The sequence below is a fragment of the Klebsiella sp. genome, assembly GCF_027492335.1.
Taxonomy (GTDB): domain Bacteria; phylum Pseudomonadota; class Gammaproteobacteria; order Enterobacterales; family Enterobacteriaceae; genus Klebsiella; species Klebsiella huaxiensis.
Window position 1 is genome coordinate 50,935 of record NZ_JAPUEW010000099.1, and the last position, 18,056, is coordinate 68,990.

14 protein-coding genes and 1 other annotated feature are annotated in these 18,056 nt (G+C 53.6%); of the genes, 8 read left to right on the forward strand and 6 right to left on the reverse strand.

What is annotated here, in order from left to right; all coding sequences use genetic code 11:
* Window positions 1-3: 3 nt before the first annotated feature.
* Genes trpCF through QVF11_RS27545 form a run of 3 tightly spaced genes read right to left on the reverse strand, consistent with a single transcriptional unit; the run spans window position 4 to window position 4,523 of the window.
* On the reverse strand, window positions 4-1,362 hold the full coding sequence (trpCF, locus tag QVF11_RS27535) for a bifunctional indole-3-glycerol-phosphate synthase TrpC/phosphoribosylanthranilate isomerase TrpF (RefSeq protein WP_287860942.1): 1,359 nt from the start codon (window positions 1,360-1,362) through the stop codon (window positions 4-6).
* A gap of 3 nt (window positions 1,363-1,365) precedes the next feature.
* Window positions 1,366-2,961 carry a bifunctional anthranilate synthase glutamate amidotransferase component TrpG/anthranilate phosphoribosyltransferase TrpD gene (gene trpD, locus QVF11_RS27540; RefSeq protein ID WP_287860944.1) on the reverse strand — a complete coding sequence of 532 codons (1,596 nt, stop codon included), beginning with the start codon at window positions 2,959-2,961 and terminating at the stop codon, window positions 1,366-1,368.
* Window positions 2,961-4,523: an anthranilate synthase component 1 gene (locus QVF11_RS27545; RefSeq protein WP_287860946.1), complete on the reverse strand. Its 1,563-nt coding sequence runs from the start codon at window positions 4,521-4,523 to the stop codon at window positions 2,961-2,963. The genes trpD and QVF11_RS27545 overlap by 1 nt, the downstream gene beginning before the upstream one ends.
* Before the next feature lie 35 nt (window positions 4,524-4,558).
* Window positions 4,559-4,654 (reverse strand) — a sequence feature (Trp leader region).
* A gap of 227 nt (window positions 4,655-4,881) precedes the next feature.
* Between QVF11_RS27545 and rnm the strand changes: the two genes are divergently transcribed.
* Genes rnm through QVF11_RS27560 form a run of 3 tightly spaced genes read left to right on the forward strand, consistent with a single transcriptional unit; the run spans window position 4,882 to window position 8,307 of the window.
* Entirely contained in the window at window positions 4,882-5,751 is an 870-nt protein-coding gene (rnm, locus tag QVF11_RS27550; RefSeq protein ID WP_287860948.1) for an RNase RNM, read from the forward strand.
* Window positions 5,752-5,760: 9 nt separating this feature from the next.
* Entirely contained in the window at window positions 5,761-6,381 is a 621-nt protein-coding gene (locus QVF11_RS27555) for an L-threonylcarbamoyladenylate synthase (protein WP_110273510.1), read from the forward strand.
* A 30-nt stretch (window positions 6,382-6,411) separates the two neighbouring features.
* Entirely contained in the window at window positions 6,412-8,307 is a 1,896-nt protein-coding gene (locus QVF11_RS27560) for a DUF2207 domain-containing protein (RefSeq protein ID WP_287860951.1), read from the forward strand.
* Window positions 8,308-8,805: 498 nt separating this feature from the next.
* Here QVF11_RS27560 and QVF11_RS27565 read toward each other — a convergent pair whose 3' ends face one another.
* Window positions 8,806-9,069, reverse strand: coding sequence for a hypothetical protein (locus QVF11_RS27565; RefSeq protein WP_112216474.1), 264 nt, complete (start codon window positions 9,067-9,069; stop codon window positions 8,806-8,808).
* Between the two features lie 536 nt (window positions 9,070-9,605).
* On the opposite strand from QVF11_RS27565, the gene rluB reads away from it, so the two are divergent.
* From rluB to QVF11_RS27585, 4 genes are all read left to right on the forward strand, one after another.
* Window positions 9,606-10,493 carry a 23S rRNA pseudouridine(2605) synthase RluB gene (rluB, locus tag QVF11_RS27570; protein WP_110273507.1) on the forward strand — a complete coding sequence of 296 codons (888 nt, stop codon included), beginning with the start codon at window positions 9,606-9,608 and terminating at the stop codon, window positions 10,491-10,493.
* 179 nt (window positions 10,494-10,672) lie between these two features.
* Entirely contained in the window at window positions 10,673-12,037 is a 1,365-nt protein-coding gene (locus QVF11_RS27575) for an MFS transporter (protein WP_287860954.1), read from the forward strand.
* A gap of 18 nt (window positions 12,038-12,055) precedes the next feature.
* Window positions 12,056-14,407 (forward strand): beta-glucosidase family protein, encoded by a 2,352-nt coding sequence (locus QVF11_RS27580; protein ID WP_287860956.1) that lies wholly within the window; start codon window positions 12,056-12,058, stop codon window positions 14,405-14,407.
* Between the two features lie 23 nt (window positions 14,408-14,430).
* The gene (locus tag QVF11_RS27585; protein WP_112216477.1) at window positions 14,431-15,405 is read left to right on the forward strand and encodes a helix-turn-helix transcriptional regulator; all 975 of its coding nucleotides are present in this window, start codon (window positions 14,431-14,433) and stop codon (window positions 15,403-15,405) included.
* Here the strand turns inward: QVF11_RS27585 and cobO are convergent.
* Both cobO and QVF11_RS27595 read right to left on the reverse strand, forming a co-directional pair.
* The gene (gene cobO / locus QVF11_RS27590) at window positions 15,377-15,967 is read right to left on the reverse strand and encodes a cob(I)yrinic acid a,c-diamide adenosyltransferase (RefSeq protein ID WP_112216478.1); all 591 of its coding nucleotides are present in this window, start codon (window positions 15,965-15,967) and stop codon (window positions 15,377-15,379) included. The two genes, QVF11_RS27585 and cobO, sit on opposite strands and share 29 nt — an antisense overlap.
* Entirely contained in the window at window positions 15,964-16,725 is a 762-nt protein-coding gene (locus QVF11_RS27595; RefSeq protein WP_110273503.1) for a YciK family oxidoreductase, read from the reverse strand. Before QVF11_RS27595 ends, cobO begins: the two co-directional genes overlap by 4 nt.
* A 254-nt stretch (window positions 16,726-16,979) precedes the next feature.
* Between QVF11_RS27595 and sohB the strand changes: the two genes are divergently transcribed.
* Window positions 16,980-18,026 (forward strand): protease SohB, encoded by a 1,047-nt coding sequence (gene sohB / locus QVF11_RS27600; RefSeq protein WP_142514236.1) that lies wholly within the window; start codon window positions 16,980-16,982, stop codon window positions 18,024-18,026.
* Window positions 18,027-18,056: the final 30 nt, after the last annotated feature.

Genomic DNA, 18,056 nt, shown 5'->3' on the forward strand with positions numbered 1-18,056 from the left:
TCCTTAATATGCGCGCAGCGTTTGAAACACCGAGGCCAGTTTGCTGGCATCTTTAATACCCGGCTGCGTCTCTACACCTGAATTAAAATCGAGTCCGGCACAACCGCTTTTGGCGGCTTCCACACAGTTATCGGCGCCGAGGCCGCCTGCTAACAGTACGTTACGCAGGTCCTGACCTTGCAGCAAAGACCAGTCGAAACGCTGGCCGGTACCGCCCTGGCCGTTATCAAAAACGTATTTATCGACATGGTTCAGATTGCGTTGCGGCAGCGTTTCGCCAACGCTGAGGGCTTTCCAGATTTGCACCTTACCCGGCAGGGACGCGCGCAGGGCATCGATATAGCTCTGGTCTTCACCACCGTGCAACTGGACGGCGGCTAAGTTCAGGCTTTCAACGCGGGCGGCAACTTCTGCCACCGGAGCATTGCGAAATACGCCGACGTAGCTCAAGGGGGCACTATCAATGACCGCTTTCGCTTGGGTTTCATTTACCGCTCGCGGAGAGGTGGGGACGAAAATCAGTCCGCCGTATACGGCACCGGATTCATACGCGACCTGGGCATCCTGCGGACGGGTCAGGCCGCAGACCTTATTCTCACCAAGCAGTACGCGTTTTACCGCGGCGTTCAGATCGTCATGTTCCATCAGCGCTGAGCCAATCAGGAAGCCATTGGCAAAGTGGCTCAGTTCACGCACCTCGGCATAAGTATGAATGCCGGATTCGCTGATCACCGTGACGTCATGGCCGAGTCGCGGCGCCAGCGTGCGGGTACGGTTGAGGTCAATCGACATATCGCGCAGGTCACGGTTGTTGATACCGACTACTTTGGCCTTCAGCGCAATAGCGCGTTCCAGCTCTTCTTCATTACTGACTTCGGTCAACACGCCCATATTCAGGCTGTGCGCGACGGCGGCGAGCTGGCGGTATTGTTCATCATCAAGCACCGAAAGCATCAGCAGGCAGGCGTCGGCCTGGTAATAGCGCGCCAGGTAAATCTGGTAAGGATCAATGGTGAAGTCCTTACACAGAATCGGCTGCGGCGCGACCTTGCTGACAATCGGCAGAAAATCGAAGCTGCCCTGGAAATATTTCTCATCGCACAGCACCGAAATAGCCGATGCATAGTGCTTGTAGACCCCGGCGATGGTCGCCGGGTCAAAATCTTCGCGAATCAAACCTTTTGACGGCGAGGCCTTTTTGCACTCAAGAATAAACGCGGTGCGGGTACCGGCAAGGGCATCGTAAAAATTGCGCTGTGTCGGTACGACGTCATTTTGAAAGCTGGCTAACGGTTGTTGTTGTTTGCGGGCTTCTACCCAAATCGCTTTGTCGGCCACGATTTTTGCTAAAACGGTCTGCATTATTTACCCTCTTGCCGCTAATGCGGTCACTTTGTCATAGGCCGCTCCGCTGTGCAGGACTTCGATGACGTGCTGTGCGTTGGCCTTCAGATCTTCGTGCCCATGTAAACGCATCAACATGGCGACGTTGGCGGCGACGGCGGCTTCATGAGCGGCTTCACCTTTACCTTGTAGTAAGCGTGTCAGAATGTCACGGTTTTCTTCCGGCGTGCCGCCAGCCAACTGTTCCTGATGGTAAGGCGTCAGGCCAAAGTCGGCGGCGGTCAGCTGATAGCTCATGATTTCGCCGTTGTTCAGTTCAGCGACCACCGTCGGCGCATGGAGCGATACTTCATCCATGCCGCCGCTGTGGACCACGGCAGCACGCTGATAGCCCAGTACGCGCAGGGTTTCCGCAATCGGCAGCACCAGTTCCGGGCTGTAAACGCCAATCAGCGCCAGCGGCGGGTGTGCCGGGTTGATCAGCGGCCCCAACACGTTAAACAGGGTGCGGGTCTTGAGCTGCTGGCGGACCGGCATCGCGTGGCGGAAACCAGTGTGGTACTTCGGTGCGAACAGGAAACAGACGCCCATCTCATCCAGCGCCTGGCGGGATTTATCGGCATTCATATCGAGATTAATACCGAAGGCCGCCAGCAGGTCAGATGAGCCTGATTTACTTGAAACGCTGCGATTGCCATGTTTCGCTACTTTCAGGCCACAGGCGGCGGCAACAAAGGCGCTGGCGGTCGAAATATTGATGCTGTTGCTGCCATCGCCGCCGGTACCAACGATATCGGCAAACAGATAATCAGGGCGCGGGAACGGCGCGGCGTTTTCCAGCAGCGCGGTAGCGGCCCCGGCAATTTCCTGCGGATGCTCACCGCGCACTTTCATACTGACCAGCGCAGCGGCCAGCTGCTCGGGCTTGACTTCGCCGCGCACCACTGCGGAGAACAGCTGATGGCTCTCCTGCTGGCTCAGGGTCTCGGCCTGATACAGTTTTTCCAGAATTGGCTGGATAGTGTTGGTCTGCTCCAGCTTCTGCAACGCCCAGGCCAGCGTTTGTTCCAGCAGGCGTGCACCCTGGGTGGTCAGAATCGACTCAGGATGGAACTGGAAACCGCAAACGCGATCTGCATCGTGGCGCACCGCCATCACCATGCCGTTAAAGTTGGCGTTGATCGTCAACCCTGCCGGGATATTGCTGCCGACCAGCGAGTGGTAGCGCGCAACCGGCAGTGGGTTAGTCAACCCGGCAAACATCGCCTGACCATCATGTTCAATGCTTGATGCTTTACCGTGGAGGATTTCACCGGCCTGTCCGACGTAACCGCCGTAAGCTTCGACAATGGCCTGATGACCGAGGCAGATGCCGATAATCGGCAACTTACCACGCAGTCGGGTCAGCAGTTCAGGCATGCAGCCTGCTTCACTCGGCGTGCCCGGACCGGGAGAGAGCATCAATACCGGGTTTTTCATGGTGCCGATACGCTCAATCAGCGCCTGCGCCGGGACTGAGTTGCGGTAAATCACCACGTTATGGCCGTTCGAACGCAATTGGTCTGCCAGGTTATAGGTAAATGAATCGATATTATCGAGCAGCAGAATGTCGGCCATTAGAAAATCTCCTTCGCGTGATGGGCCTGGGCGATAGCGCGCAGCACCGCGCGGGCTTTATTACGGGTTTCATCCGCTTCAGATTGGGGAACGGAGTCGAGCACGATACCGGCACCGGCCTGTACTGTGGCGATGCCATCCTGCACGTAAGCTGAACGAATCACGATGCAGGTATCGAGGTCGCCGTGGGCGGTAAAGTAACCCACTGCGCCGCCGTAGCTGCCGCGGCGTTTGCCTTCAGCGGCGGCGATAAGCTGCATTGCGCGTACTTTAGGCGCACCGCTCAACGTGCCCATATTCATACAAGCGCGATAGGCGTGCAGCACGTCGAGATCGTTGCGCAGCTCGCCAACCACGCGGGAGACGAGGTGCATCACAAAGGAGTAGCGGTCGACTTTAGTTAAGTCGGCCACGTAGCGGCTGCCCGGCGTGCAGATGCGGGCGAGGTCGTTACGCGCCAGGTCAACCAGCATCAGGTGTTCGGAAAGCTCTTTGTGATCGGTGCGCATCTCCAGCTCAATGCGGCTGTCGAGATCGCGGTCCAGCGAACCGTCGCTGCGGCGACCACGCGGGCGGGTTCCGGCGATCGGGTAGATCTCAATCTGGCGGCTGGCGGCGTCATATTTCAGCGAGCTTTCCGGCGATGCGCCGAATAGGGTGAACTCGTTATCCTGCATAAAGAACATATACGGGCTGGGGTTACTCTTCTTCAGCACATCGTAAGCGGCGAGCGGCGACGGGCAGGGCAGCGAGAAACGGCGCGATGGCACCACCTGGAAAATTTCACCTGCGCGGATGGCGCGCTGCATTTTACGCACCACGGCACCGTATTCTTCATCACTCTGATCGCAGTCGCAGCGCATTTCGGCAACCGTTGTCACCGGCAGCGGCGCAGGCGGCTCATTCAATTGCTGACGAAGCTGGGCGATGCGCTGTAGCAGACGCTGTTTTTCACTTTCCAGCGGGGTGAACAGGCTCGCCTGGATGTGGGTGTTTTTGGTCTGATGGTCGATAACCAGCAGCGTTTCAGCCAGATAGAAACAGTAATCCGGGCAGGCAGTATCGCTTTCCAGCGGCGGCAGGTTTTCGAAGCCGGCGACCAGGTCATAAGCAAACAGTCCGCCGAAGAACATGGCTTCGCGCTCGTCCTGCGGCACGGTAACCAGCTCTTGCAACAGGCGGAAAGTGTCAAATACCGATAATGAACATAAGCGGGCGTCTTCATCAAGCAGTGCGCTGACAGGAGGGAATGTTAACACTCGCCCATTTGGCTGGTGCTGATTATCAATACCCGAAGGCAGAGTGTTATCCAGCAAATCCAGCAGCGCCGCGCCGTTAGCGGAGAGTGCCTGAATAGTGACGGTGTCACCTAATGCGGTAATGCGCAGCGCGCTATCCACCAGCAGCAGGCTCTTTAAATCATCCTTACTGTCGATATCCGCGGATTCCAGCAGCAGGGTGGCCGGACGCGCGCCGCATAGCTGGTGGAATAACGCCGTCGGGTTTTCCCGATAGATGGCGTCGCTGGTGAGAAGCTCGAGTGCCGGTTTTGATGTTTGCATTATTGTTCTCGCCTGTTCGGTATAATAATTTGTCCAATAAAAAGCCCGCTCATTGGCGGGCCGGGTATCTGTATGCTGAGTGCAAAACGCGATCACGCCGCCCGATAACAGGAGCTACGCCACCAGCCGTGCAGAGTGATAAATTGCGTTTTCATCGTTGATACCCCTTCATGTGAACTTGCGTACTAGTTAACTAGTCCGGAGGTGTAAAGTCAACCCCTGTTTGCAGATTTTATCGGTGAGTCGGTATGATGATGCGCCTGGTGAGATTATCCATAATTTGAATCACCGAAACGCAGCCAACTTTCCTGTCACTTAAAGTATGACGGGTACAGGTTTATGTCCAGCAGGAGTCATCTTGAGCAACACCAACTACGCAGTGATTTACGACCTGCACAGCCATACCATCGCCTCCGACGGGCGACTGACTCCACAAGAACTTGTTCATCGCGCTCACCAGATGCGCGTCGGCACCCTGGCGATTACCGATCATGATACCGTGGCTGCGATCCCCGTAGCCAAAGCGGAAATTGAACGCGCAGGTTTACCGCTAACGTTGATAAATGGCGTGGAGATTTCCACGCTGTGGGAAAACCACGAGATTCACATTGTCGGGCTGAATATTGATATTACCCATCAGGCGATGACCGCGTTACTTGATGAACAGAAAGCGCGCCGCCAGCTGCGGGCTCAGCTGATTGCAGAACGGCTGGATAAAGCTCGGATCCCCGGTGCCTGGGAAGGGGCGCTGAAACTGGCCGACGGCGGGGCGGTGACGCGCGGCCATTTCGCCCGTTTTTTGGTCGAAGGGGGTTATGCGAACAATATTGCTGACGTCTTTAAGAAATATCTCGCGCGCGGGAAAACCGGTTACGTTCCGCCACAGTGGTGTACAATAAAACAAGCGATTGATGTCATTCATCATTCTGGCGGCAAAGCGGTTATTGCCCATCCCGGGCGCTACGACCTCTCTGCCAAGTGGCTGAAAAGATTGTTAGCCCATTTTAGTGAGCAGGGCGGCGATGCGATGGAAGTTGCTCAATGCCAGCAGGCACCGCACGAGCGCGCGCAGCTTGCTGCTTACGCCGTGCAGTTTGGCCTCCTCGCCTCCCAGGGGTCTGATTTCCATCAGCCCTGTCCGTGGATCGAGCTGGGCCGTAAACTTTGGCTACCCGCTGGCGTAGAAGGGATCTGGCGTAGTTGGGAAGTGGCCGTAGAACAAAATTGAGAGGGAAGTATGAGCCAGTTTTTTTATGTCCATCCGGAAAACCCGCAGGCGCGGTTGATAAACCAGGCGGTGGAAATTGTGCGTAAAGGCGGGGTTATCGTATATCCGACCGACTCTGGTTACGCATTAGGCTGCAAAATTGAAGATAAAGGTGCGATGGAGCGGATTTGTCGTATCCGTGATTTGCCAAACGGCCATAACTTTACCCTGATGTGCCGCGATCTATCCGAGCTGTCGACCTATTCATTCGTTGATAACGTGGCGTTCCGGCTGATTAAAAATAACACGCCGGGTAACTACACCTTCATCCTCAAAGGGACCAAAGAGGTGCCGCGTCGTTTGCTGCAGGAAAAGCGTAAAACTATCGGTATGCGCGTGCCGTCGAACCCGATTGCGCAGATGCTGCTGGAAACCCTCGGCGAGCCGATGCTCTCAACCTCACTGATGCTGCCGGGAAGCGAGTTTACCGAATCTGACCCGGAAGAGATCAAAGATCGCCTTGAGAAACAGGTGGATCTGATTATTCACGGCGGCTATCTGGGCCAGCAGCCGACCACGGTTATCGATCTTACCGAAGATGCGCCGGTGGTGGTGCGTGAAGGCGTAGGGGATGTGAAGCCGTTCTTGTAATCTCCCAATTGTTCCACGGAAGGAATAGTGATGAAATGGACATTGATGTGTCGGTTCTTTCTTTTGCTATGGCTGTTCAGTGCTCCGTTCAGCCATGCGCGTTCAGATATTTTATCCCCCTCGACAGAGGCTATTTCTCTGTTTGACGTCCAGGCCACTATGCGCCCGGATGGCGTGCTGGATGTGCAAGAAAACATTCACTTCCAGGCGCGCAACAGACAGATTAAACACGGCTTTTTTCGCGATCTTCCGCGCATGTGGGTGCGACCGGACGGCAACGCGGCCCTGCTGACATATCATGTTATCGGCGTGACCCGTGACGGCAAACCTGAACCCTGGCAGCTTCGCTGGCGCAGGGGGACCATGAGAATCGTCGTGGGGGATGAACAGACTCTTCTGCCAGAAGGTAACTATCGCTACCAGGTGCACTATCAGGTTAGCAACGCGTTTATTCGTGATGGCGATGATGACATGCTAATCTGGAACGTCACCGGCGATAGCTGGTCGTTCGAAATATACCAGGTTCGCTTCGCGCTGCAGCTGGCGGATGCTCAAGGGGATCCGTTTAAGCATATCGACTTTTTTACCGGCGATTATGGCGAAAGGTTAAAGAATGGTCACCTTCTGCCGGACGGGCGCATTGAATCCCACGAACCCTTCTACCAGCAGGATTTTACCGTACTCTATCGCTGGCCTCGGGCGCTGTTGCCTGATGCCGCAGAGCCGCAGGCGACTCATCTTCTCCCGCATCTTTTTATCCCCACACTATCGTCGTTGATCGTCTGGATCCCCTGCGGGTTGTTGGCGGGTTATTTCTTGTTTTTATGGTTACGCAGACCTCGCTTTACCCCGGTTGACGTGCCGGAGCTGACGTCAATGTCCACGGAGTTTTCACCCGGTTATCTGCGCATGGCGGCAAAGCAGACCTACGACGATAAAGGCTTTTGTGCTGATGTGACTAACCTGATTGTGAAGGGGCGGGTGGTGCTGGAGAGCATGTCGGGTGACAAAACGCAGCAATGTCTGGTGAGGGTTCACTCGGGGGCGAGCAGAAAAAGCGATATACCGACCCAGGAAGAGCAGCTATTGATGGATCTGTTGTTCCGCAAGGGTGATAAGGTGGTGCTCAAGGGGCGCTGCAATAGAACGCTGCGTAAAGCTTTTATGCGGATGGAGAAACACTATCGTCAGCAGCATAAGGACGCGGGATATCGGCCTTTGAGCTTCCTGTTGTGTGGGATTGTGGCGATATTTGCGACTCAGTTTCTCGCTAATCAGCAGAGTCTGGGTTGGACGGCCAAAACTTTAACTGCGGATTGGTTTGCGGGCCTTTTCTTCGTTATTCCGCTTCTCTTTAGCGGCGTGAGCCTGGTGGATGAGAGCGATCTCGGCAAACCGATTCGTAAGAGTTTACTGGCAACGTTGTTCTTTCCGCTTATCGGTGGTGGCCTGATTTTTCTGTTTCTATGGGCAAAAATGGGCTTTTCGCTCTTTCAATGGTACATGCCCGCCGGATACTTCAGCGCCTGGTGCCTGACCGGTTATATCACCACGCTGGGCTTTTGCTTGCTTCCACAGCTTACGCAATCAGGCCAGCAGCGCTTTGCCCAGGCTTGGGGAGTTATCCACTATCTGGAACGTCTGGAGGCCGCGACGTACAGCGGACGACGGCGCAAAGGCGAGTCCCGTTACCTGGATATTTCATTGCTTAGCTGGGCGGTGGCCGCAGGGTTGGGTAAGGAGTGGGCCAATCGCCTGGCTCCATCCCTGGCGGCGGCGATTAAGGAGCCGGAGATAGCCAGATCCGGGGTGTTATTATCCTTGCAGGCACATTTGAGCATTGGGGCCTCTAGTGTTTCCGGTTTCGGCAGCGGCGGAGGATTCTCCGGCGGCGGTGCAGGCGGTGGCGGCGGAGGCGGATGGTAATATTTTCCCTGGTACGCTGAAGCTGTCTTTTCTTACTTGAATGGAATGTGTGTATTTTTATCGACAGGTTAATAATAGAAACTATTAATTATAATAGGTGCGAGATTAAATAATATGTGTGTTTTTATGACGCAGTAGCAGAGGGTTTAAAATTAACCTGAACCGTGATTTTTTATGAAATGACAGGGGCCTTAAGCCCCTTCATGATTAAATGTATATACCCGTCATACTTCAAGTTGCATGTGTGTTGGCTGCGTCAGTTCACCCCAGTCACTTACTTCAGTAAGCTCCTGGGGATGTAATGAGGGACATCCTTGTCCCTCACCAGAGGCAGCCTTCGGCTGTTCAAATTCGTTCCTGACGAATTTGTCTCTTCCTTGCCGCGTTACTCGGCCTTCGGCCTCGCCCCTTCGGGGCCAGCGCAAGCGCTGTTCAAGGCACGAGTGCCTTGTCCTGCAATTCGAATTATTTAGGGTATAGATTGTGACTTTATTGTGATTATGTATCGTCTGAACCAGCGTGGGCTGCATCAACGCAAGGGATGACGGTATGCTGAGTCATATTGAGCAACGATTCAATTTCAGAGAGTTTGTTTCTTAGTTTTACCGGTGATGGCATATTTCTTAATGAAATAATGCAAATATCACCTTGTGCAACCACCATGTTTATGTCGGAAATTTTGATTATCATTTCATCGTTATTGCATGTTCTTATTTTGGCGTAACACACATCACGAAGTTTGAGGTGTTCAATGTTTTTCATTTTCAAAACTCATTTTTAAAATTAGACCGGGTATTTGAGCTCATTCCAGACTTTTTGTTTTTAATTGAATAATGAATCCCAAAGGGGGTAAAACGAAATGTGAATTGAGAATAATCCTAAAAATTATAAATGGCAATACAATCATTAGTGTTATTGATGAAACGGGGCCGCAACCGAGCAGGCACTGACCCGCAATGATGAACTTCAACGCCTCTATGTCCCGAAAGCCTGATGACCTGCCTTTTCGGCCACAGGAAAATCCGTCAGCATGAATCATAATTGATAAGGATTGTTTGTATCCTGGTGGAAAAGCGCGGCCACATGAAACGCAAAGAAGCATTCATCTTAAAGTTCGTGTACCATGTTCGCCCACGCGAGAAGGCATGTCTCTATTGTGGCCGTTAAAACGGCGCAGAACATGACATGCCTGGATGCAAAATATATATACAGAACATGGCGTTAGCTCATAATTTGAAAGCGTCTTGTTTTTCGAAGTATACCAGACGCCTGGGAAGGCGACACCTTAAGGATGCTCAATGAGCGAGAAATTACAAAAAGTGCTGGCCCGCGCTGGCCACGGCTCCCGCCGTGAAATTGAATCTAAAATTGAAGCTGGCCGCGTCAGCGTCGATGGCAAAATCGCCACCCTTGGCGATCGCGTTGAAATTGTCCCTGGTTTAAAAATTCGTATCGATGGTCACCTGATTTCGGTGAAAGAGTCTGCGGAACAAATCTGTCGCGTTCTGGCGTACTACAAGCCAGAAGGCGAGCTGTGTACCCGTAACGACCCGGAAGGGCGTCCGACGGTATTCGATCGTCTGCCAAAACTGCGCGGCGCGCGCTGGATTGCCGTGGGTCGTCTGGATGTAAATACCTGCGGTCTGCTGCTGTTCACCACCGACGGTGAACTGGCAAACCGCCTGATGCATCCGAGCCGTGAAGTTGAACGTGAATACGCCGTGCGCGTGTTTGGTCAGGTTGATGAAGATAAGCTTCGTCAACTGTCTCGTGGCGTACAGCTGGAAGACGGTCCGGCGGCGTTTAAAACCATCAAATTCACCGGTGGTGAAGGGATTAACCAGTGGTACAACGTGACGCTGACCGAAGGGCGTAACCGTGAAGTTCGCCGCTTGTGGGAAGCCGTTGGCGTACAGGTTAGCCGTCTGATCCGCGTTCGTTATGGCGATATTCCGCTGCCGAAAGGCCTGCCTCGCGGCGGCTATACCGAGCTGGATCTGGCGCAAACCAACTACCTGCGTGAGCTGGTGGAGTTGACGCCGGAAACCACCTCAAAAGTGGCAGTCGAGAAAGATCGTCGTCGCATGAAAGCGAACCAAATTCGCCGTGCGGTTAAGCGCCACAGCCAGGTCGGCAATAACAATAATAGCCGTCGCTCCAGCAGCCGTAATAACGGTAACGGTTAATGACTTTCGTTCCGGCGGGTAACCGCCGGAATTCTCGCTTTATTTTCTCCCGCCTGTGATATCTTTCACACTTCTGCATAAAGACAAAAAACGGGAAATTCCCGGACAAATAACGCAAAGCGCTGTGCCAGCCAACGCCATATACTGACGCCACTGATTACATAAACGGGTAGCCAAAAATGGATACAGCAGGAAAACTATCGGCAAGCTATGTGGTTATCGGCGTGAAAGAAAAAATAGGCTACGGCTTTGGTGATTTTGCCTCTAATTTATCATTCGGCTTTGTTTCACTTTTCTTATTATATTTCTATACTAACATTTACGGCATTAGCGCAGTGCAGGCGAGTTTGATTTTTGTTATTGCTCGCGTTATTGATGCCATTTTTAATATTTTGATTGGTTTTGCTATCGATAAAACGCATAGCCGCTATGGCAAATTACGTCCATGGTTATTATATGGATCAATACCGCTCGGTTTTTTAACCGTATTGTGTTTTGTGCCTTTTGGTGGCGAGGCGAAATTCTATTTTGCGTTGATCTCTTATACTATTTACTGTCTGGCATATACGGCGGTGAACACGCCATACTCAGCGTTAACAAACCGTTTGACTCAGCATGAAGCGTCCCGCTCATCGCTGTCGGTATACCGCTTTGTATTGGCGATTGTCGGCTATCTGATTGTTTCAACGACTGCAGATATGCTGATTTCACCGTTTGACGATAAGCAGTTGGGCTACGTTTTTGCGGTCTCTTGCTTCGCTCTGCTGGCGACTTTTTTGTTTCTTGCCTGCTTTGGGATGACTAAAGAACGGGTAGGTGAAGAAGAGGAGACGCCTGCGCCGACGTTAAGGGAAATGCTCCGCGCGGTGGCAGGTAACACACCGCTGATTAACTTGTCGCTGTTTACCGTCTTTTTCTATATTGCCTATACCGTATGGATGGCAATAGCGATCTACTTTATTAAATATATTATCGGTAATGAAGGGTTTACCTCAACCTTCTTTATGATTCAGTCAGCGGCCTATATCGTAGGTACCGTTATTTCGGAAAAAGTCATTGCGCTGATCGGTAAGAAGAAAATGACGCTGGTTGCGCTGCTGATTGGTATCTTCGGTGTGCTAATGCAATATTTTATTGCCGGCAACAATATCTGGCTGATCATGACCGGGGTATGCTTGTACAGTATTACGTTAGGGATGGGGTTTGTTTCCATGTGGTCAATGATTGCCGATACTGTTGAATATGCTGAGTGGCACCATGGTGTGCGGACTGAAGGCGCAATTTATGGCTTCTTTAATTTTATCACCAAAATAGCGATGGCGATTGGCGGCGGCTGCGCAGGGTGGATGCTGGATTATTATCATTATGATGCCGGCAATATTTCGAGCAGCGCAATCGATGGCATTAATATTTTGATGACGATATTTCCCGGTGCGATGTTTGCGCTAAGCGCAATATTTGTCGCCTGCTATTCGCTGGATGAAAAAACCTATCGCGATATTGTGCAAAAAATCAGCCTGCGTAAACAACAGAACGCGCTTTAACCTCAGGGAGCCAGAGAGATGAATAACGATTTTAACACGACCCTCGCCGCGATGAGCGTGGAAGACAAAGTGGCGCTGCTGACTGGTAGCGGCCTGTGGCGCACGGCTTCTCTACCACAGCATGGTATTGCAGATATCGTTATGACGGACGGTACTTACGGCGTTCGTTACAGTAGCGCGCAAATAGATGGCCGTGAAAAGTGGAGCATGGATGACTTTATCTCGGTCATCACCCAGACCGCAGACCAGGCCAGCGCTGAAGAATCCGCAGTGAAGGGGGGGAGTGAGGCGCTTTTCAGCGCCTCGCTTCCGGCAACCTGCTTTCCAAATGGCTCCAGCCTGGCCTGTAGTTGGGATGTGGGGTTGGTACATCAGATGGGGCAAGCGCTGGGGACTGAGTGTCAGCAGATGGGCGTTGGGATCCTACTTGGCCCGGGCATCAACATTCGTCGCACTCCGCTGGCGGGCCGCGGCTATGAATATTACGCTGAAGACCCGGTAGTCAGCGGCGACATTGCGGCAGCGCTGATTAACGGACTGCAACAGGAAGGTGTTGGTGCGAGTTTGAAACATTTCGCAGCGAATAACTCGGAGTACCGCCGCACGGAAATGGACTCGATTATTGAAGAGCGGGCGCTACGCGAAATCTATCTGGCGGGTTTCCAGCGCGCGATTAAGAAATCCCAGCCGTGGACGGTGATGTCCTCTTACAATCGCCTTAACGGGGTGCAGACATCCCAGGATCCGTTTTTGCTCACCCAGGTGCTGCGCGATGAGTGGGGGTATGACGGCCTGGTGATGTCCGACTGGTACGGGATTAAGGACCGTCCGGCCTCGCTGATGGCGGGCAACGACCTGGCAATGCCGGAAACCCGACGCGATAAACAAACTCTGCTGGCGGCGATTGAATCAGGAGAGGTACCGATGGAAGTCGTGGATCGGGCCTGTCAGCGAATGTTGGCGCTTCTGGATAAAGTCTGGCGTCATCGTCGCCCGCAAACGCGCGCTGATTTTCCGGCGCACCATGCGCTGGCGCAACAACTGGCAGCCGAATCTATCGTCTTGCTGAAAAATGAAGATGATCTGCTGCCGCTGCGCCCAGGGAAGACGCCACGCATCGCGGTGCTGGGTAAGCCGGCGCAGGAGCCAGTGATTCAGGGCTCCGGATGCGCAACCACCGTGCCGTATCTGCTGGATCGTCCGCTGGATGAAATTTTTGACCTTGCCGGGGATGATTTTAGCGTCTCCTGGGCGGAGGGGGCCCCGGACGATCTGCGCTGTGATGAACAGGCTTTGGCACAGGCCCGCGCCGTTGCGCAGGAGGCGGATGTGGCGGTGATCTTTGTCAGTACCGCTGTCGGTGAAGATGGCGAGAATGGCGATCGTCAGGACCTGAATATTCTGCCGGTTCATGAGCGGCTGATCCGGGAAGTGGCGGCGGTCCAGCCAAATGTGGTGGTGATACTGGCCAACAGCGATGCGGTCGTCATGCCATGGCTTGGTGAGTGTAAAGCGCTGCTGGAAACTTTCTTCGCCGGGCAGGGTATGGGCCGCGCGGTGGCGGAAATTCTCTTTGGCCAGCGCAACCCGTGCGGTAAATTAACCGTGACGGTTCCCAATTCGCTGGAAGAGACCCCCGCATGGCTGCACTATCCGGGAGAGAATCTACGCCATCACTACGGAGAAGGGCTTTTTGTCGGTTATCGTTACTACGATAAACGCCGCCTGACGCCGCTGTTTCCGTTCGGCTTTGGCTTAAGCTATACCCGATTTGTTTACGATAATGTCGCGCTCTCAGCCTCCCGATTAGAGGAAAACGAGACCCTCGTCGTTTCGTTTGATCTGACCAACTGCGGTGCATTCGCCGGTAAAGAGGTTGTTCAGCTATATGTGAGTGCGCCTGACGGTGAACTGATTCGTGAAGTGCAGGCATTGAAGGCGTTCAGTAAAGTGGAACTGGCCGCAGGGGAAACTCGTCGCGTGAGCCTGCAACTGTCTGTTGCCGAGCTGGCCTGTTACCATCCAGGCCTTGGGGACTGGGTGGTGACGCCGGGTCTCTGGAAGCTCCGCGTTGGTAGCTCATCCCGCGACCTGCCGCTTTGTGCGGAAATTACAGTGGACTGCCCGCCGCGCTATGTGCCGCTGCGCGATGATAACTCGCTCCAGCAGTTGATCCAACAGCCGGAGGCCTTTGCCCGCGTAGTGAGTCTGATCGCTGATAAAAGCCAGTTGCCGGTGGATCAGGTGCGTGAAAAATTGATTCGCCTGGCACCGGACCTATTTTGTGGTCTGCTGATCGCGTTGACTGAGTTTTTAGCGTTGGACATCGATCGCAACGAGCTGAACGCCGTGTTGGCGGGGCGTAATTAACGGCTAACGACAGGAGATTGCGCATGTTCCCTTTTTCAGTCACTCACTCTCGCGCAGTGATGCAAACCGGACGGCAGACGGTAAATAGCGGCTATGAGCTGATTGCTTTTGACGCAGAGAAGCTGAACGTGTTTGCCGCCGAGGTGCGTTACTGCGAACCTCACTGGCATCCGGCTCCGGAGCTGATTACCGTGTTGGCGGGGCGATTTACGGTCTCCGTCGGCCAGCACAGCGTGGAGCTGGCGCAGGGGGATATGCTGTATATCAACGCTGAAGAAGTGCACTCGCTTAGCGCGGAGGATACGGGAAGCCAACTGGTGACCGTACAGTTTTCTCCCGGCCTGTTTGATGAGCTACATCCTTCTCCACTGCTGAGTTGGTGCACTTCCGGGCAGGTTTATTCGTCGACTGACAACGACGTTCATCGACGCCTGGCGGCATTACTGGAGCGGTTGATTGATAACCACCCGCCTTTTCAACGCATCGCGGCGATTTATCTGTTATTGGATGCGATAGTGACAGCCGGGAAGCCGACGCAACAAGCGGAAAGTACGCTGCGTGAAGAGGCGATGATCAAGAAAGGCATTGATTTTATTAATCAGCATTTTGACCAACCGCTGACCCTGAGCGAAGTCGCCAGCCATACCGGAATGAGCTACTCATGGTTTTCGCGGCTGTTTAAAAAGGTCAGTCGGCATAATTTCAAAGAGTATCTGACGCTGGTACGGCTGAATAAAGCCCGCACCCTACTGCGCGACACCCGCACGCCAATCACCGATATCAGCCACAGTTGCGGCTTTCAGGAGCATAAATACCTGATTGCCGCATTTAATAAATACTGTGGGGTGACGCCGACCGAATATCGTAAACGCTTTGTCTCGCGACAAAACATTCTCGAAAGCGAACTGGCGATGGGGGAAGATTGCCTGTGCCTGCCGCTTAATTATGCGTTACTTGAACGGCTGACGCTTAGTAATCGATCCCTATCTGCGCCTTAATTCCGGCATCAAACGCGTGCTTAACAGGACGCAATTCGCTGACGGTATCGGCCAGTTCGGTAATTTCACGATGGCAACCGCGACCGGTAATAATGACCGTTTGATGCGCAGGGCGGTTGCGCAGAGCAGTCAGCACGTCTTCCAGCGGCAGGTAGTCATAGGCCACCATGTAGGTTAGCTCGTCCAGTAAAACGAGATCCAGGCTTTCATCGGCCAGCATTCTGCGCCCATGTTCCCAGACGGCGAGGCAGGCGGCTGTGTCGCTTTCGCGATCCTGAGTATTCCAGGTGAAGCCGGTGGCCATCACCTGAAATTCAACGCCGTGCGGTTCAAGCAGATTGCGCTCGCCGTTCGGCCAGGTGCCTTTAATAAACTGCACAACACTGGCCTTTTTGCCATGCCCGACGGCACGGGTAACGGTGCCAAAAGCGGCGGTAGTTTTGCCTTTACCGTTGCCGGTAAACACAATCACAATGCCGCGTTCTTCCTGGGCTGACGCCACGCGGGCATCGACCTTATCTTTTACCCGCTGCTGGCGTTCACGGTAGCGTTCATCACTCATTGTGCGATTCCTGGTTTGCGGCCCGGTTGGGCGTCAAAAGTCATTCCCGTCTTGCGACGGCTATCGTCGCCCATCAGCCACAGATAAACCGGCATGATATCGGCAGGCGTTTTCAATTTTTGCGGATCTTCGGTTGGGAAAGCATTGGCGCGCATTTTGGTGCGCGTGCCGCCAGGATTGATGCAGTTAACCCGCAGATGGCGGCTTTGATACTCCTCAGCCAGCACCTGCATCATGCCTTCGGTGGCAAATTTGGACGCCGCATAAGCACCCCAGTTCGCTCGTCCCTGACGACCCACGCTGGAGGAGGTGAAGACCAGAGAACCGGACTCAGATTTGAGTAATAAAGGAAGCAATGCCTGAGTGAGCATAAAGGTGCCATTTACGTTCACCTGCATCACCTGCTGCCATACGTCCGGCTTTTGTTCATCCATTGGGCAGATATCGCCCAGCAGACCTGCGTTGTGCAGTACGCCGTCAAGACGCGGGTAGTGAATAGCAATCTTCTGCGCCAACTGCTGGCACTCCTGCGGCGTGCAGGTCAACAGGTCAAGCGTGAACCAGGGGGCAGGAATACCTCCTGCTTGCTGAATCTCTTGTGCGACGCGACGCAGCTTCTCTTCATTACGGCCAACCAGGATCACGCTGGCGCTGTAGCGAGCATAGGTAAGGGCGGCTTCACGGCCAATGCCGTCGCTGGCGCCGGTAACCAGGATGATGCGGTCCTGTAACAGGTGACGTTGCGGTTGATAATGCACGGCGACTCCTCGGGCGATCTGCTGACGATCGCGCTGGCTATTCGGTATCTTACTTTTGCGCTTTATGCCTGAAAGCGCCTGCTATTGCAATCAGTGAAACGGAAAGTCTTCGCGGAATTAATATCTTGCAACGATTTCATCGTCGCTGAAAAAAACAGGAATGCGCCTCGCATGCGACGCAAAGCACAAAGACTTCTCGCAGATGGCTGATGTACACTGTGCGTCAACGTCAGTGCTTTACACAAGGTGAAAACGTGGAATTACTTGCTCAATATGGCCTGTTTTTGGCCAAAATCGCGACCATTGTTGTCGCTATTGCGGTTGTCGTCGCCATTATTGTTAACCTGACTCAGCGCAAAAGGCAGCGCGGTGAGCTCCGGGTGACCAATCTTAGCGAGCAATATAAGGAGATGAAGGAAGAGCTGGCGGTTTCGTTGCTCGACGTCCCACAGCAAAAACTGTGGCACAAAGGGCAAAAGAAAAAGCTTAAGCAGGAAGCAAAAGCGGCAAAGGCGCGCGCGAAGTTGGGCACGGCAGAGCCGGAAGGCAAGCCGCGCGTTTGGGTGCTGGATTTTAAAGGCAGTATGGATGCTCATGAAGTCAGCAGCCTGCGTGAAGAAATTACCGCGGTGCTGGCAGCGGTGAAAGCGCGGGATCAGGTCGTTATTCGCCTGGAAAGCCCCGGCGGCGTGGTGCATGGCTATGGTCTTGCCGCTTCGCAACTGCAACGCCTTCGTGATAAACAGATCCCGTTAACGGTAGCGGTAGATAAAGTAGCGGCCAGCGGTGGTTACATGATGGCCTGCGTGGCGAATAAAATCGTCTCTGCGCCGTTTGCCATTCTTGGTTCTATTGGCGTCGTGGCGCAGATCCCTAATATCAACCGCTTCCTGAAAAACAAAGATATCGACATTGAGCTGCATACGGCCGGACAGTACAAACGTACCCTGACGATGCTGGGCGAAAATACCGAAGAAGGGCGACAGAAATTCCGCGAAGACCTGAACGATACGCATCGGCTGTTCAAAGATTTTGTTCACCAGATGCGTCCCTCGTTGGATATTGAGCAGGTGGCAACTGGCGAACATTGGTACGGTACTCAGGCGCTGGAAAAAGGCCTGGTGGACGAGGTGGAAACCAGTGATGAACTGCTGCTGGGACTGATGGATAAGCACGAGGTCATCAGCGTGCGTTATCAACAACGTAAGAAGATGCTCGACCGCTTTACCGGCAGCGCGGCTGAAAGTGCCGACAAACTGCTGCTACGATGGTGGCAACGCGGACAAAAACCGCTGATGTAAACAAAACAACGCGAGGCTTAAGCCTCGCGT

What these genes read in the sequence shown, in the direction of transcription:
- QVF11_RS27555 (WP_110273510.1), top strand. Translation starts at nt 5,761, where the DNA reads ATGAGCCAGTTTTTTTATGTCCATCCGGAAAACCCGCAGGCGCGGTTG.
- trpCF (WP_287860942.1), bottom strand. Translation starts at nt 1,362, where the DNA reads ATGCAGACCGTTTTAGCAAAAATCGTGGCCGACAAAGCGATTTGGGTA.
- QVF11_RS27575 (WP_287860954.1), top strand. Translation starts at nt 10,673, where the DNA reads ATGGATACAGCAGGAAAACTATCGGCAAGCTATGTGGTTATCGGCGTG.
- QVF11_RS27585 (WP_112216477.1), top strand. Translation starts at nt 14,431, where the DNA reads ATGTTCCCTTTTTCAGTCACTCACTCTCGCGCAGTGATGCAAACCGGA.
- cobO (WP_112216478.1), bottom strand. Translation starts at nt 15,967, where the DNA reads ATGAGTGATGAACGCTACCGTGAACGCCAGCAGCGGGTAAAAGATAAG.
- QVF11_RS27545 (WP_287860946.1), bottom strand. Translation starts at nt 4,523, where the DNA reads ATGCAAACATCAAAACCGGCACTCGAGCTTCTCACCAGCGACGCCATC.
- trpD (WP_287860944.1), bottom strand. Translation starts at nt 2,961, where the DNA reads ATGGCCGACATTCTGCTGCTCGATAATATCGATTCATTTACCTATAAC.
- QVF11_RS27580 (WP_287860956.1), top strand. Translation starts at nt 12,056, where the DNA reads ATGAATAACGATTTTAACACGACCCTCGCCGCGATGAGCGTGGAAGAC.
- rluB (WP_110273507.1), top strand. Translation starts at nt 9,606, where the DNA reads ATGAGCGAGAAATTACAAAAAGTGCTGGCCCGCGCTGGCCACGGCTCC.
- QVF11_RS27565 (WP_112216474.1), bottom strand. Translation starts at nt 9,069, where the DNA reads ATGAAAAACATTGAACACCTCAAACTTCGTGATGTGTGTTACGCCAAA.
- QVF11_RS27560 (WP_287860951.1), top strand. Translation starts at nt 6,412, where the DNA reads ATGAAATGGACATTGATGTGTCGGTTCTTTCTTTTGCTATGGCTGTTC.